The 14,524-nt window shown below is 58.7% G+C and carries 12 protein-coding genes and 1 pseudogene; 7 read left to right on the forward strand and 6 right to left on the reverse strand.

Features of this window, described 5'->3' with window-relative positions; all coding sequences use genetic code 11:
- Positions 1-56: 56 nt before the first annotated feature.
- The 3 genes from infA to aat all read right to left on the reverse strand — a co-directional run bounded on the left by infA (position 57) and on the right by aat (position 1,764).
- Positions 57-275 carry a translation initiation factor IF-1 gene (gene infA / locus WJM78_RS08315; RefSeq protein WP_005300033.1) on the reverse strand — a complete coding sequence of 73 codons (219 nt, stop codon included), beginning with the start codon at positions 273-275 and terminating at the stop codon, positions 57-59.
- Positions 276-343: 68 nt separating this feature from the next.
- Positions 344-1,060, reverse strand: coding sequence for an arginyltransferase (locus WJM78_RS08320; protein WP_042035397.1), 717 nt, complete (start codon positions 1,058-1,060; stop codon positions 344-346).
- The gene (gene aat, locus WJM78_RS08325) at positions 1,057-1,764 is read right to left on the reverse strand and encodes a leucyl/phenylalanyl-tRNA--protein transferase (protein WP_212514721.1); all 708 of its coding nucleotides are present in this window, start codon (positions 1,762-1,764) and stop codon (positions 1,057-1,059) included. Before aat ends, WJM78_RS08320 begins: the two co-directional genes overlap by 4 nt.
- A 19-nt stretch (positions 1,765-1,783) precedes the next feature.
- Here aat and WJM78_RS08330 point away from each other — a divergent pair, with 19 nt between their 5' ends.
- On the forward strand, positions 1,784-2,254 hold the full coding sequence (locus WJM78_RS08330; protein ID WP_212514720.1) for a glycine zipper 2TM domain-containing protein: 471 nt from the start codon (positions 1,784-1,786) through the stop codon (positions 2,252-2,254).
- Positions 2,255-2,344: 90 nt separating this feature from the next.
- On the opposite strand, the gene WJM78_RS08335 is transcribed toward WJM78_RS08330, so the two are convergent.
- The 3 genes and pseudogenes from WJM78_RS08335 to WJM78_RS08345 form a co-directional block, all read right to left on the reverse strand.
- A complete protein-coding gene (locus tag WJM78_RS08335) occupies positions 2,345-3,592 on the reverse strand; it encodes a diguanylate cyclase (RefSeq protein ID WP_042035402.1) in 1,248 nt (415 codons plus the stop codon).
- Between the two features lie 57 nt (positions 3,593-3,649).
- A complete protein-coding gene (trxB, locus tag WJM78_RS08340) occupies positions 3,650-4,600 on the reverse strand; it encodes a thioredoxin-disulfide reductase (RefSeq protein ID WP_042035405.1) in 951 nt (316 codons plus the stop codon).
- 179 nt (positions 4,601-4,779) lie between these two features.
- A pseudogene (locus WJM78_RS08345) lies at positions 4,780-5,504 on the reverse strand (alanine dehydrogenase).
- A 150-nt stretch (positions 5,505-5,654) separates the two neighbouring features.
- Between WJM78_RS08345 and lrp the strand changes: the two are divergent.
- The 6 genes from lrp to WJM78_RS08375 all read left to right on the forward strand — a co-directional run bounded on the left by lrp (position 5,655) and on the right by WJM78_RS08375 (position 14,464).
- Positions 5,655-6,146, forward strand: coding sequence for a leucine-responsive transcriptional regulator Lrp (gene lrp, locus WJM78_RS08350; RefSeq protein WP_005300047.1), 492 nt, complete (start codon positions 5,655-5,657; stop codon positions 6,144-6,146).
- Positions 6,147-6,347: 201 nt separating this feature from the next.
- Positions 6,348-8,861 carry a DNA translocase FtsK gene (locus tag WJM78_RS08355; RefSeq protein ID WP_042035407.1) on the forward strand — a complete coding sequence of 838 codons (2,514 nt, stop codon included), beginning with the start codon at positions 6,348-6,350 and terminating at the stop codon, positions 8,859-8,861.
- An 80-nt stretch (positions 8,862-8,941) separates the two neighbouring features.
- Complete coding sequence (lolA, locus tag WJM78_RS08360) at positions 8,942-9,550, forward strand: outer membrane lipoprotein chaperone LolA (RefSeq protein WP_042035510.1); 609 nt, start codon at positions 8,942-8,944, stop codon at positions 9,548-9,550.
- A gap of 75 nt (positions 9,551-9,625) precedes the next feature.
- Positions 9,626-10,963, forward strand: coding sequence for a replication-associated recombination protein A (locus WJM78_RS08365; RefSeq protein WP_339015067.1), 1,338 nt, complete (start codon positions 9,626-9,628; stop codon positions 10,961-10,963).
- A 381-nt stretch (positions 10,964-11,344) separates the two neighbouring features.
- On the forward strand, positions 11,345-12,640 hold the full coding sequence (gene serS, locus WJM78_RS08370) for a serine--tRNA ligase (RefSeq protein WP_042035411.1): 1,296 nt from the start codon (positions 11,345-11,347) through the stop codon (positions 12,638-12,640).
- 234 nt (positions 12,641-12,874) lie between these two features.
- Complete coding sequence (locus WJM78_RS08375) at positions 12,875-14,464, forward strand: AbgT family transporter (RefSeq protein ID WP_042035413.1); 1,590 nt, start codon at positions 12,875-12,877, stop codon at positions 14,462-14,464.
- Positions 14,465-14,524: the final 60 nt, after the last annotated feature.

Below are 14,524 nucleotides of genomic sequence, written 5' to 3' on the forward strand. Positions count from 1 at the left end.
AGAAAGCGACAAAAAACCCCAACCGAAAGGTTGGGGTTTTTTGCTGAATTCCTGGCTTAGCGAGAGCGGAAAACAATACGTCCCTTGGAGAGATCGTACGGAGTCAGAGCTACCGTTACTTTGTCCCCAGTCAGGATACGGATGTAGTTTTTGCGCATCTTGCCGGAAATATGAGCGATAACCACGTGACCATTTTCCAGTTCCACACGGAACATGGTATTGGGCAGGGTTTCGAGAATGGTGCCCTGCATCTCAATACTGTCTTCTTTAGCCATTGAATCCTCTTGATAAGCCACAACAAAAATCCGCTGGATCATGCCGGATTTAAGGCTATGTGTAAAGTTTACTCGGGCTTGGTGTCGATATTTTTCCATTCCCCGTGGATCAGTCGCTCGTGGGGCAGGTATTGGCGCTTGTAATTCATCTTGCGGCACTCCTCCACCAGATAGCCGAGATACAACCAGGTGCGACCTGTACGCCTGGCCAGTTCCAACTGACTCAGGATGGCGAAGGTGCCGAGGGAGCGATCGGCATGGGCCGGATCGAAGAAGGTATACATGGCACTCATGCTGTGAGGTAGCAGATCCGTGGTGGCGACTCCGATCAGCTGGTTGTCCTTGCGCATCTCCAGGTAAAGGGGAGGCATCCAGTCGCAGTGTAAAAAGCCCTTGTACTGGGTCCGGCTGGGGGGATACATGCTGCCATCACGGTGACGCTCGCAAATGTAGCGCTCGTAGAGCTGATAATATTCGGGTTTATCATCGTAGCTGAGCACCAGCTCCAGGTCCTGGTTCAACTGGCTGATCCGCTTCTGGCTGCGGCTTGGCATGAAACGCTCACTGTGGATGCGCAGGGACTGGCAGGCACTGCAGGCGGGGCAGTGAGGTCGATAGATGTCGTTGCCGCTGCGCCGAAATCCCGCCGTCAGCAGCCGCTCATAGCCACTGGCATTGAGCAGGTTGTGGTCCATCAATACCAGCAGCTGCTCCTGTTCATGGCCCAGATAGCTGCATTGATGTTTGGGGGTCAGCCCTACCTTGAGGATCACTTCTTCTGTCATAGGCTGATGCTCTCCGGTTGCCAGCAGTGCTTGGCCAATGGTTGTCGACTCAGTTGGGCCAGGGCTGTCAAGAAGGTGGCCCTTGGCCACTCCTGGATCCCCATGGTGACCAGGAAGTCATTTTGCATCTGGCAATCGATTAGCGCGCCGCCGTAGCGGGTGAAGTGCTTGCAGAGTGCCATCATGGCCAGCTTGGCGCCGTTGTCGATGCGACTGAACATGGACTCGCCACAGAAGAGGCGCCCGAGTGAGAGGCCATAGAGACCGGCTTGCAGCTGGCCATCCTGCCAGATCTCGACTGAGTGGGCATGGCCAAGGCGGTGAAGTTGTCGATAGGCGTCGATCATGGGCGTGCTTATCCAGGTTCCACTGGCACTGCGACGGGGGGCGGCGCAGGCCGCTATTACCTCATTAAAGGCGCGATTGATGGAAATATCGAATGAGGTACGGCGGATAAATTTACGCAGGCTGCGATTGACGTGCAACTGTTCCGGAATGATGACCCCTCTGGGATCAGGTGACCACCACAGCAGCGGCTGGTGGGGCTCATTCCACGGGAAGATCCCCTTGTGGTAAGCTGCCAGCAATCGGTCAGGGGAGAGATCCCCCCCGATCGCCAGCAGGCCATTGGGTTCTTCCAGGGCGTGCTCGGGGTCGGGAAACCAGCACAGCTCATCATCCAATTGGGTAAGATAGCGAGACATAAGGCGAAGAGGTTCACAGATGAAGGCCATTATCCTGATAGTATCCAGCTTGTTCTGCTTTGTCACTGCACCCGCCAGTGCCCAGGTCTACGAGCGCAACACGGCGCGGCCCGTGGATCAGGTGGTGTTTGGCCAGGTCGAGACGGTGCGTAATATCACCCAGCGCCAGATCCTGGAGTCCGAGCACTCCGGCTGGAAAACGCTGGGGGGGGCCGTGTTGGGCGGTCTGCTTGGTAACCAGTTTGGTGGCGGCCACGGCCGTGAAATTGCTACCGCCGTCGGTGCTCTTGCCGGCGCGGCTGCAGCGCAGCAGTATCAGTCTGGCGGCACTGTGGTGGAGAACAAGCTGGTGGAGCTGCTCATTCGCAACGAGCAGAACGGGCTCATCAACGTCATTCAGGATTATGATCCGGCCATGGTATTCATGAACGGCGACAAGGTGCGTATCCTCTATTTCAACGATGGGGTGCGTGTCGACAAGACCTATTGAGTGGTGCTGAAAGGAGAAGAGCAACCCGACGATATCCACAGTGAGGATCCGTCGGGCAGTACTACAGGGTGCTCATCTGCCAAGGTTTGCTCATGCCGATGAGTCCTGAGACACTATCTTGTCGCGACCCGTGTTCTTCGCCTGATAGAGCAGGCGATCCGCCTCGCTCAGTGCCTCGTCCATGGAGACAGGCCCAACCTTGATCACCCCGAAACTGGCGCGAGCAAACAGCGGGATCTCCCGTGACAATGGCTGTTGACGCAGTTGCTGGCGCAGCCCCTCCAGCCGTTTGAGCAGCACCGGCACGGTGCAATGGGGCACCATCAGGGCAAACTCCTCGCCGCCAAAGCGGGCGATCATGGCATCGGGGAAGAACTGGGCGAGCAACCGGGTCAGATGACAAAGCAGCTGATCGCCGATGGCATGGCCCCAGTGATCGTTGACCTGCTTGAAGTGATCCACGTCGAGCACGCAGAGGGCGAGCGGTGTGCCTTGGCGCTGATGCTCCTCAAACCACTTCTGCCCCTCGTTGAACCAGTAGCGCCGGTTATAGAGCCCGGTCAGGTAGTCACGGTTGGCCGACTCCTGAATGCTGTTGAATTGCTCCAGGGCCTCCAGGTTGTGGCTGACCCGGCACTGCAACTCTTCCGGTTCAAACGGCTGGTTGAGAAAGTCGTTGGCACCCTGCTTGAGGTAGCGGGCAGAGAGGCCGCGCTTGTCCGACACCGAGATCCCTATGATGGCGAGCTGCTGCTTGCTGTAGCGCTCCCGCAGCATGCGCACTAGGCTGATGCCGTCGATCTCCGGCATGTGGTAGTCGACCAACACCAGCCTAATGGCCGGGTTCTGTTCAAGCTGGGCCAGGGCATCGCGGGCATGGCTCGCCTCATGTACCTGCAGCAACTGTTTGCGCAGCTGGGCCATGGTGCGATGGCGGGAGGTGCGCGAATCATCGACCACCAATACCTCAATCTGCTGATTGAGATAGAGGCGATGCACCAGACTCACCGCATATTGCAGTGAGTGGCGCGAATCTTTCATCACGTAATCCAGCACCCCGGCTTCCAGCCAGGCCTCCCGCTTGTCTTCGCTGATATCGGCGGTGAGGATCACTACCGGCAGGCCCAGTTCCAGCAGTACTTTGACGGCTTCCCCGCTGGGAGCATCCGGCAGGGTGAGATCGACCAAGGCCACCACATACTCTTCCCTCTGGCAATGACGGGCGCCCTCCAGGGTATCGAACGCATCTATCTCCAGGCCTGTTTGCTGTGCGATGGCCTGGATCAACATGCGGCGGATCGTCAGACTGTCTTCGACAATCAGTATTTTATGTTTCATCCGGCTCCTTAAAATAAAAAGGCATGCCTCACGGCATGCCTTTTATATCCCTTGCGCTTATTGCGCGTCCAGATATCGCTCGGCGTCGAGGGCCGCCATGCAGCCGGTACCGGCTGAGGTGATGGCCTGACGGTAGGTGTGGTCGGCCACGTCCCCGGCGGCAAAGACCCCTTCGATGCTGGTCTGGGTGGCAAAGCCATCCAGCCCGCCACGAACGATCAGGTAGCCGTTTTTCATGGCCAGCTGGCCATCGAAGATCTGGGTGTTGGGCTGGTGACCGATGGCGATGAAGACCCCCATCAGCGGCAGTTCTGAGGTGGTGTCGTCTTGGGTGCTGCGCAGACGCACGCCGGTTACGCCCATCTGATCCCCCAGCACTTCGTCCAGGGTCTGGTGGGTGTGCAGCACTATGTTGCCGCTCGCCACCTTGTCGTGCAGACGTTTGATCAGGATCTTCTCGGCGCGAAACTCGTCGCGGCGGTGAATGAGGTGCACCTTCTTGGCGATGTTGGCCAGATAGAGCGCCTCTTCCACAGCCGTGTTGCCGCCGCCAATCACGGCCACTTCCTGATTGCGATAGAAGAAGCCGTCACAGGTGGCGCAGGCGGAGACGCCGCGGCCCTTGAATGCCTCTTCTGAAGGCAGTCCCAGGTACTTGGCAGAGGCGCCGGTGGCGATGATCAGTGCATCACAGGTGTACTCGGCGCTGTCGCCCTTGAGGCGGAACGGACGCTGGGTCAGCTCCACTTCATTGATGTGATCAAACAGGATGCGGGTGTCGAACTTTTCCGCATGCTCTTTCATGCGTTCCATCAGGGCCGGACCGGTCAGCCCCTCTGGGTCACCTGGCCAGTTTTCCACTTCGGTGGTGGTGGTCAGCTGACCGCCTTGCTGCATGCCGGTGATCAACAAGGGATTGAGGTTGGCGCGGGCCGCATAGACGGCGGCGGTGTAACCGGCCGGGCCTGACCCTAAGATCAGCAGTTTGCTGTGAGTGACTTGGCTCATGATGTGATTTCCGAGACGTGATGAGTTTGCGCGATTGTAGGTAATTCGAGATCCGGGGTCAAAGGCCAGTGAGTCGATTGTGGCAATCGATTATCGGTGCGGACTGGCGTGCGTTCGGACATAAAAAACGCCCATCGCGGGCGGATTCTGACTCACCGACTCCCCGGTTGGGAGGGCGATCAGCTCAACAGGGTCAGCGGAACGGTAGAGGCCTCGGCCACCTCTTTGCAGGTGACGTGACCCGCCATGATGTTGAGCCCGTGGCGCAGGTGGTCATCTTTGAGCCGCGCCTCCCGATAGCCTTGCTCCGTCAGTTTGATGATGAAGGGTCGAGTGGCATTGTTGGAGGGCCACGGTGGAGGTGCGAGTCACCACCCCGGCATGTTGGCGACACAGTCGTGCACTACCTCGTCGACTATATAGGCGGGATCCTGATGGGTTGTGGCGTGGGCGGTTTCCACCTGGCGGCCCTGAGCGATGGCCACACCGACACTGGCAGAACCCGGTTTCATCCGGGCAATGTGGTCATGGCTGACAAGTGTTGGCGCAGTGGCACAGGGCACCTGCATGCCGCCGCGCGTGATCAGCTCCTGGGTCTGGGGCAGATGGGTGTCAGATGCAGGTAGGTAAAGAGGGTCTGACCCGTGCTCCGCATGGCGCGTTCGACGACCTGGGGCTCCTTTACCTTGACGCTCATCTCGGCTTTGGCGAAAACCTCTGCGGCGGAGGCCAAAATGTCGGCGCCGGCAGCGCGATAATCTGCATCACCGAAGCCAATGCCGTTTCCGGCGCCGCTTTGGACGAAAACAGTATGGTTTCGTGCTGTTAGTTCACGTACACTGGCCGAAACCATGCCTACGCGATATTCATGGTTTTTTATTTCTTTAGGTACACCGATAATCATGCTATCCCTCGTCTATCGATTGGTGCTTTATGTTGCAATGATGTTGAGCGGCGTGTTCACCGAGCATATTCAGGTATTGACAGGATTTGTGACCATAATTATAAAGTGAATGGTGATTCGTACCAAAAAATAGCCAAAGGATGGAATAAAATGATGGAAGCTAAGAGTCGGCTAAAGGATTTGGACAGGATTGACCGCAACATTTTGAATGAGCTGCAAAAGGATGGCAGGATTTCGAACGTTGAGTTGTCCAAACGAGTTGGCCTGAGTCCTACACCGTGTCTGGAACGGGTTCGTCGCCTCGAGCGACAAGGTTATATCGAGGGATATGCCGCTATTCTGAACCCTCATTATCTGGACGCGTCTCTGCTGGTGTTCGTGGAAATCACCCTCAATCGCGGTGCGCCGGATGTATTTGAACAGTTCAACAAGGCTGTTCAGGTGCTCGAAGAGATCCAGGAGTGCCATCTGGTCTCCGGCGATTTCGACTATCTGCTCAAGACCCGCGTTAGCGACATGTCGGCCTATCGTCGCCTGCTGGGGGAAACCTTGCTGCGACTGCCCGGTGTCAATGACACCCGCACCTACGTGGTAATGGAAGAGGTCAAACAGAGCAGTCGTCTGGTGATCAGTACCCGTTGAGTTAGGTTATGCTATGACTTGCCAGGCTTATGACAAGTCACGACAGTCAGAAACGAGCGGCCGGTCCGCTCGTTTCTTCTTATCGCGTTGATTGTAAATATGGCCCAGCCCATCAGGCACTGGCTGACAATCGGTGGGCTTTTCAGGAATACTAGGCCCCCTTATCCCCTGCATTACATGTTTTCAGAAAGGAGCCGGAGTTTGGCCGATAAAAAGCTGTTTACTCCTTTATCAGGTACACAACGGATCTTCGAAGCCGTCTTGATCGCCATCACCCTGATGGCTGCCTATCTCTTGCTTGCCCTGTTGTCCTATCACCCGGCCGATCCTGGTTGGTCCCAGACCTCTTGGCAAGGGGAGGTGAAGAACCTCTCCGGTAGCGCGGGGGCCTGGCTTGCCGACATCACAATGTTCACTTTTGGGGCCTTCTCTTATCTGGTGCCTCCCCTGGTTGTCCTGCTGGGCTGGAGCCTGTTCTGGCGCCCGAGCCGGCTGCTGGACGTGGACTACCTTACCCTGTCGGTACGGATGGTGGGTTTCGTGCTGACCGTACTCGGCATGTCCGCCATCGCCAGCATGAACTTCAATGACATGCAGAACTTTTCCGCCGGCGGCCTGGTGGGCGATGTGATCGCCTCTGTCGTGGTGCCGCTGTTTGGCGGCGTCGGGGCCAACCTGCTGCTGCTCTGCTTCGTGGCTACCGGCATCACACTGTTTACTGGCTGGTCTTGGCTCACCATAGTCGAGCGGATCGGTGCCACCTGCACTGGTTCAGTCAGCGCCGTTTATCACTTTCCCACCACCCTGGGCCGCTGGTTGACCGGTGGTTGGCGCCAGCCCCGTTTTGAGGGGCCAGATCCCCTGCTGGAAGGTGGCCTGGGTGCCATCGAGCTGGAAGAGGATGAAGAGGACGATCCCCACACCAGCTGGACTCGCAACGCCAAGGGAAAGGCGGGTCAGAAGGCCAAGCCCGATGAGTGGCTGCCCGAGCTCGATGATGATACCTTCCAGTTCGATCCCCAGTTTGATGATGAAGACGACGAGCCTGCGCCCGTGGCCAAGCCCAAGCGCGCCGCTGCTGACAATGCACGTCGCCAGCCAGCCCTGACCACGGCCGATGATGAGGATGACGCTCTCGATCTGCCCTGGGCCGAGGGTGACGACGTGACCGCACCGGTTGCCGTCGCACCGACCAAACCCAAGCGTCGTCCACTGCCTGGCATGGCGCCCTTGCCGAGCCTGGAGCTGCTGGACAGGCCGCCAGCCAAGACCCAGATGATGAGCAAGGACGAGCTGGACCGCATGGGCCGTCTGGTGGAGGCCAAGCTTGCCGATTACAACGTGCAGGCCAAGGTGGTCGGTGTCTATCCAGGCCCCGTCATCACCCGTTTCGAACTGGATCTGGCGCCCGGCATGAAGGCGAGCAAGATCACCAACCTGTCGCGCGATCTGGCCCGCTCCCTCTCTGCCAGCAGCGTGCGGGTGGTGGAAGTGATCCCGGGCAAGACCTTCGTCGGCATTGAGCTGCCCAACCGGGTGCGTCAGACTGTCTACCTGCGCGAAACCCTCGACTGCGACGCCTTCCGTGACAGCCGTAACCCGCTTACCATGGGGTTGGGTCAGGACATAGCCGGTGAGCCAGTGGTGGTGAATTTGGCCAAGATGCCGCACCTGCTGGTGGCCGGTACCACCGGCTCGGGCAAGTCGGTGGGGGTCAACACCATGATCATCTCCATGCTCTACAAGTCATCTCCCGATGATCTGCGTTTCATCATGATCGACCCCAAGATGCTGGAACTGTCGGTCTACGAAGGGATCCCGCATCTCTTGACCGAGGTGGTCACCGACATGAAGGATGCTGCCAACGCCCTGCGCTGGTGCGTAGGTGAGATGGAGCGCCGCTACAAGCTGATGTCGGCGGTCGGGGTGCGTAACCTCAAGGGCTACAACGACAAGGTGCTGGCCGCCATCGAGGCGGGTGAGCCCCTGCTCGACCCGCTGTGGCGTCCGGGTGACTCCATGGATCAGATGCCGCCGGAGCTGGAGAAGCTGCCCCACATCGTGGTGGTGGTGGACGAGTTTGCCGACATGATGATGATCGTCGGCAAGAAGGTGGAAGAGCTGATTGCCCGTATCGCCCAAAAGGCGCGAGCGGCCGGTATTCACCTCATTTTGGCGACCCAGCGTCCCTCGGTGGATGTGATTACCGGTCTTATCAAAGCCAACATCCCGACCCGTATCTCGTTCCAGGTGTCGAGCAAGATCGACTCGCGCACCATCATCGATCAGGGCGGTGCCGAATCCTTGCTCGGTATGGGTGACATGCTCTACATGCCAGCCGGTACCTCCAACCCGACCCGGGTGCATGGCGCATTTGTCGATGACCACGAAGTGCACAAAGTGGTGGCGGACTGGAAACTGCGCGGCGAGCCAAACTACATCGACGAGATCCTCTCCGGTGAATCAGGCGGCGAAGGCGGCAGCGGTGAATATGGCGGCGGTGGCGATGAAGAGCTCGACCCCCTGTTCGACGAGGCGGTCGCCTTTGTGGTGGAGTCCCGTCGAGGTTCTACCTCCAGCGTCCAGCGCAAGTTCAAGATTGGTTACAACCGGGCAGCCCGTCTCATCGAGCAGATGGAAAATCAGGGCATCGTCAGCTCACCGGGCGGCAATGGTCAGCGCGATGTGTTGGCACCGCCACCGGTGCGGGACTAAGCCTCGCCGTTTCATATTATCCCTGGCCATGCCCTCCACGGGCGTGGCCTTTTATCGAGAGCGTCTTTATGAAGATCGTGATGAAAAAGCAACTGTTGATGGGTACCGTGCTGCTGATGGCCAGCAGCCAGGTGTGGGCCGATGCGGCCAGTGATCTCAAACAGAAGCTGGCGGGTGTCAGCCTCTTCTCCGCCAAGTTTGCCCAGACCGTCTATGACAGCAAGGGCAAGGAGCTGCAAAAGGCCAGCGGCGATCTGCTGGTGCAGCGTCCGAACCGCTTCAACTGGCACACCACCTCGCCGGACGAAAGCCTGATCGTGGCCGACGGTCAGGATGTGTGGATCTATGACCCCTTCGTCGAGCAGGTCACTGTCCTCAAGCTCAAGGATGCGGTCCTCAATACTCCCTTTATTCTGATCGCCGGTAATGACGACAAGTTCTGGAAGAACTATGACGTGACTCAGGAGGGGGATGTCTACATCGTCACCAGTCGCAACAAGGATGAGCTGATCGCCTCTTTCCGCGTTACCTTCGATCGGGCCAACAACATCAGCCGCTTTGATGTGAAAGAGGCGCAGGGGCAGTGGAGTGAATTCACCCTGAGCAGTTTCAACCGCAAGCCGGTGCTCAAGGGCAACGAATTTGTTTTCAAGATCCCGAAGGGGGTCGCGCTGGACGACCAGCGCTGATGAGCACGCGGTCGTTGGATTGCTCGCCACTGCGCCAGTCAAAGGCGAGTGGTGTGACGCTGGGGGTCAATACAGATGAGTAACTTGTCGCTGGATTTCTCATCGGACTTTCGCCCGCTGGCGGCCCGGATGCGGCCGCAAAACCTAGACCAGTATATTGGTCAGCAGCATATTCTGGGGGCTGACAAGCCCCTGCGCAAAGCGATCCTGGCGGGTCATTGTCACTCGATGATCCTGTGGGGACCTCCCGGCACCGGCAAGACCACCCTGGCGGAGCTGATGGCGCACTACTGCCAGGCGGAAGTGGAGCGACTCTCGGCAGTGACCTCCGGCATCAAGGAGATCCGCGCCGCCATCGACAAGGCGAAGGAGAACAGCTGGCGCGGGGTACGCACCATACTGTTCGTGGATGAGGTGCACCGCTTCAACAAGAGCCAGCAGGATGTGTTCCTGCCTCATATCGAAGATGGCACCATCACCTTTATCGGTGCCACCACTGAAAACCCCTCGTTCGAACTCAACAACGCACTGCTCTCCCGGGCCCGGGTCTATCTGCTCAAGCGGTTGGGAGAGGATGACATCCTCGCCATGATCGAGCAGGCGATGCAGGACCCCCGTGGTCTCAATGATCCGGCGCTCACCTTTGCCCCCGGCGTCAAAGAGGCGCTGGCCAAGGCGGTGGATGGGGACGGGCGCAAATCCCTCAACTATCTGGAGCTGTTGGCCGACATGGCAGAGACCGACAGCGCAGGGGCGCGGGTGATCGACAGTGCCCTGCTCGCCGCCGTGGTGGGGGAGCATGTGGCCCGCTTCGACAAGGGGGGCGATCACTTCTATGACCTCATCTCGGCGGTGCACAAATCCATTCGCGGCTCGGCGCCGGATGCGGCGCTCTACTGGTACGCCCGCATGGTGAGCGCTGGCTGCGATCCCCTCTATATTGCCCGCCGCTTGCTGGCCATCGCTTCGGAAGATGTGGGCAACGCCGATCCGCGCGCCATGCAGGTCGCCCTGTCGGCCTGGGACTGCTTCCATCGCATCGGTCCGGCGGAAGGGGAGCGGGCCATCGCCCAGGCGATCGTCTATCTCGCCTGCGCCCCCAAGAGCAATGCGGTCTACACCGCCTGGAAGGCAGCGCTCAACGATGCGAAAAACCTGCCTGACTTCGAGGTGCCACCGCATCTTCGCAACGCACCCACCAAGCTGATGAGCGAACTGGGTTATGGTGCCGAGTATCGTTATGCCCACGACGAGCCGGGGGCCTACGCCGCCGGCGAGAGCTACTTCCCGCCAGAGCTGGCAGGCAAGCAGTACTATCAGCCCACGGATCGCGGTCTTGAGAAGCAGATTGCCCAAAAGCTTGACTACCTCCATGAGCTGGACCGGCAGAGCCCGCAACAAAGGGGCAAGTAGCAGGCTGGCGCCTCGAACAGCCCGGTTGGCAGAGGGGTGGCCGGTGAATGCACTTGTTCAAATGAGGCAGTTCAGGTACCGGTTTGCCTCTGTGGTCAGGAATGGGGTTCGAGGGAGGATCCGCGAGTCTTCCCGACCGGTGAGCTCCGTGAAAACGACGTAAATAGTCCCTGTTCGGGCGGGGGGGCGGTCTGATACACTGGCCCTCTGACCCCGCTTGTCTCGGCCTTGCGCCATCTTCTTGATTTCGAAGGCCTGATTTTGAAGGCGCGATCCTGAAGACGATAGGGGTGCGCCAACCGATGTTAACTTCTGGATCTGTTCTCTCGCCCGGTCATGATGACCCAGGCCCAGATCCCATTTTAAAAAAGTAGGTAAACCATGCTGGATCCCAAATATCTGCGTAGCGAGATTGATGAAGCTGCCGCTCGTCTGGCGACACGTGGCTACGTTCTGGACGTAGCGGCTGTCAATGCTCTGGAAGAGAAACGCAAGGATCTGCAGTCCCGTACCCAGGAGCTGCAGGCCGAGCGCAACGCCCGCTCCAAGTCCATCGGTGAGGCTGCCCGTCGTGGTGAGGATGTGGCCCCGCTCAAGGCCGACGTGACCAAGATTAACGACGAGCTTGAAACCAGCAAGGTTGAGCTCGAAGTGCTGCTGCGCGATCTCAAATCCATCTCCGACGCCATCCCCAACCTGCCGAGCGAGACCACGCCGGTGGGCCGCGATGAGGACGACAACGTGGAAGTGCGTCGTTGGGGAACGCCGCGTGCGTTCGATTTCCCGGTACGCGATCACATCGATCTGGGTGAAGCGGCCAAGGGCGTGGATTTCAAGAACGGCGTCAAGATTTCCGGTGCCCGCTTTGTGGTGATGAAGGGGCAGATTGCCCGCCTGCACCGCGCCCTGGCGCAGTTCATGCTGGACCTGCACACCCTGCAGCACGGTTACACCGAGTGCTATGTGCCTTATCTGGTGAACCCGGACAGCCTGTATGGCACAGGTCAGCTGCCGAAGTTCTCCGAAGACCTGTTCAACACCGGTATCGAGGGTGAAGGGGAAGAGGAGGGCAAGCTGCGCAAATTCTCCCTGATCCCGACCTCCGAAGTGCCGCTCACCAACATGGCCCGCGACGAGATCTTTGATGAGCAGGAGCTGCCGATCAAGATGACGGCCCACAGCCCCTGCTTCCGCTCCGAAGCCGGTTCTTATGGCCGTGACACTCGCGGTCTGATCCGTATGCACCAGTTCGACAAGGTCGAGATGGTGCAGCTGGTTCACCCGGAAAAATCCTGGGAAGCACTGGAAGAGATGGCCGGTCACGCCGAGAAGGTGCTGCAACTGCTGGAGCTGCCGTATCGCGTGATGGCGCTGGCCACCGGTGACATGGGCTTCTGCGCCGCCAAGACCTACGATCTGGAAGTGTGGCTGCCGGCCCAGAACACCTACCGCGAGATCTCCTCTGTCTCCAACTGCACCGATTTCCAGGCGCGCCGCATGCAGGCGCGCGTCCGCATCGACGGTAAGCCCCAGCTGCTGCACACCCTGAATGGCTCCGGCCTGGCCGTGGGTCGCACCCTGGTGGCCGTGATGGAGAACTACCAGCAGATCGACGGCCGCATCGCCATCCCGGCAGCGCTGCAATCCTACATGGGCGGTCTGACCCACATAGGCTGATCCTGTCGCCTTCATGTTAAAAGCCATGGTTCGCCATGGCTTTTTTGTTTCAGAACTTTGCGTTCATGTTGTATTCAGTTGGAGGAAGGTAAAAGGCTCGCGGTCAATTCATCGAGGATTGATTCCGGTTCGGTGATCAGGGTGCGTATTGTGTCCTTGCTTACGTTCATTAGAAGCGCAGACATATCGGCTGCACCGGCCGGTGGCATGTTTCAAATGAATAAGGAGTAATGAATGACGTCGAGGACGACACCATTGGTGCCCGCTCGCCCCGGTTTGTTTAACCGTTTTCTCAATGGGGTGGAGTGGCTGGGCAATTTGTTGCCACACCCTATCACCTTGTTTGCGCTCTTCTCCCTCACGCTGATCCTGGCCTCCGGTGTGGCGGCCTGGTTCGAGGTGAGTGTGGTTGACCCTCGCCCGGAAGGCGCTCCGGGTCGCAGCATCGACGGCATGATCACGGTGATCAGCCTGTTCAGTGCCGATGGTCTGCAGCGTATCGTCTCCAATCTGGTGACCAACTTCACCGGCTTCGCCCCGTTGGGTACAGTACTGGTTGCGCTGCTTGGTGTGGGTATTGCCGAACACTCGGGCTTGCTCAGTGCCGCCATGCGTGGCCTGGTGATGAGCGCATCACGGCGCATGGTCACCCTCACAGTGGTGTTTGCCGGCATTATGTCAAACACTGCCGCTGAACTTGGCTATGTGGTGCTTATTCCGCTGTCAGCCATGATATTCCACTCATTGGGCCGTCATCCCCTGGCCGGTCTGGCTGCGGCGTTTGCTGGCGTGTCAGGCGGCTATTCCGCTAACCTGCTGCTCGGTACAGTGGACCCCCTGCTGGCCGGGATCACCCAGATATCGGCTCGCATCATAGATCCCACCTATGTGGTTGGTCCCGAGGTGAACTGGTACTTCATGTTTGTCAGCACCTTCCTGGTTACCTTGTTGGGGGCCTGGGTGACAGAGAAGATAGTGGAACCCAAGCTCGGCAAGTATGATCCCAGCGACGCCAGCGTGGTGCTGGATCAGAAGGCTGAACCTCTGAGTGTGCAGGAGAAGCGCGGGCTCTGGTCTGCTCTGGTGGCTGTGCTGGTAGTGAGTGCTCTGCTGGCCCTGACGGTGGTACCGGCAGATGGCATCCTGCGTCATCCGGATACGGGTGCCATTGCAGGCTCCCCCTTCCTGCACGGGATTGTTGCCTTCATCTTCATCTTCTTCGCCATTCCCGGCTTCGTCTATGGCAAGGTGGTGGGAACCATGAAGAGCGATCAGGATGTGATCAAAGCCATGTCCACCAGCATGGGCACCATGGGGATGTATATCGTACTGGTGTTCTTTGCTGCCCAGTTCGTTGCCTACTTCTCCTGGACCAACTTTGGCACCGTGTTTGCGGTGAAGGGGGCCGAGCTGCTGCAATCTCTGGGTCTGACAGGTCCCTGGCTCTTCTTCGGCTTCATTCTGATGTGTGCCTTTATCAACCTGATGATTGGGTCAGCATCCGCCCAGTGGGCTGTGACGGCCCCCATTTTCGTTCCCATGTTGATGCTGATCGGCTACTCCCCTGAGGTGATACAGGCGGCGTACCGGATAGGCGACTCTGTGACCAATATCATCACCCCCATGATGAGTTATTTCGGACTTATCCTGGCGGTGGCGGTGCGTTACCAGAAGTCTCTGGGAATAGGCACCCTGATTGCAACCATGTTGCCCTATACGCTGGTGTTTCTGGTGGGCTGGAGCCTGCTCTTCTACGTCTGGGTATTCATGCTCGGTTTGCCGGTTGGTCCCGGTGCGGCTACCTTCTACCAGGTCGGTGGTTGACTTCCCACAGGGCGCCAGACAGGCGCCCGTTTTTATCCGCAGGCGCGGTGCAGCAAAACT

It is taken from the genome of Aeromonas popoffii (assembly GCF_037818705.1).
Taxonomy (GTDB): Bacteria; Pseudomonadota; Gammaproteobacteria; order Enterobacterales; family Aeromonadaceae; genus Aeromonas; species Aeromonas popoffii.

Bases quoted from the DNA above. Each gene is read 5' to 3' on its own strand.
- infA (WP_005300033.1), bottom strand. From the start codon at position 275: ATGGCTAAAGAAGACAGTATTGAGATGCAGGGCACCATTCTCGAAACC.
- WJM78_RS08320 (WP_042035397.1), bottom strand. From the start codon at position 1,060: ATGACAGAAGAAGTGATCCTCAAGGTAGGGCTGACCCCCAAACATCAA.
- aat (WP_212514721.1), bottom strand. From the start codon at position 1,764: ATGTCTCGCTATCTTACCCAATTGGATGATGAGCTGTGCTGGTTTCCC.
- WJM78_RS08330 (WP_212514720.1), top strand. From the start codon at position 1,784: ATGAAGGCCATTATCCTGATAGTATCCAGCTTGTTCTGCTTTGTCACT.
- WJM78_RS08335 (WP_042035402.1), bottom strand. From the start codon at position 3,592: ATGAAACATAAAATACTGATTGTCGAAGACAGTCTGACGATCCGCCGC.
- trxB (WP_042035405.1), bottom strand. From the start codon at position 4,600: ATGAGCCAAGTCACTCACAGCAAACTGCTGATCTTAGGGTCAGGCCCG.
- lrp (WP_005300047.1), top strand. From the start codon at position 5,655: ATGATGGAAGCTAAGAGTCGGCTAAAGGATTTGGACAGGATTGACCGC.
- lolA (WP_042035510.1), top strand. From the start codon at position 8,942: ATGAAAAAGCAACTGTTGATGGGTACCGTGCTGCTGATGGCCAGCAGC.
- WJM78_RS08365 (WP_339015067.1), top strand. From the start codon at position 9,626: ATGAGTAACTTGTCGCTGGATTTCTCATCGGACTTTCGCCCGCTGGCG.
- serS (WP_042035411.1), top strand. From the start codon at position 11,345: ATGCTGGATCCCAAATATCTGCGTAGCGAGATTGATGAAGCTGCCGCT.
- WJM78_RS08375 (WP_042035413.1), top strand. From the start codon at position 12,875: ATGACGTCGAGGACGACACCATTGGTGCCCGCTCGCCCCGGTTTGTTT.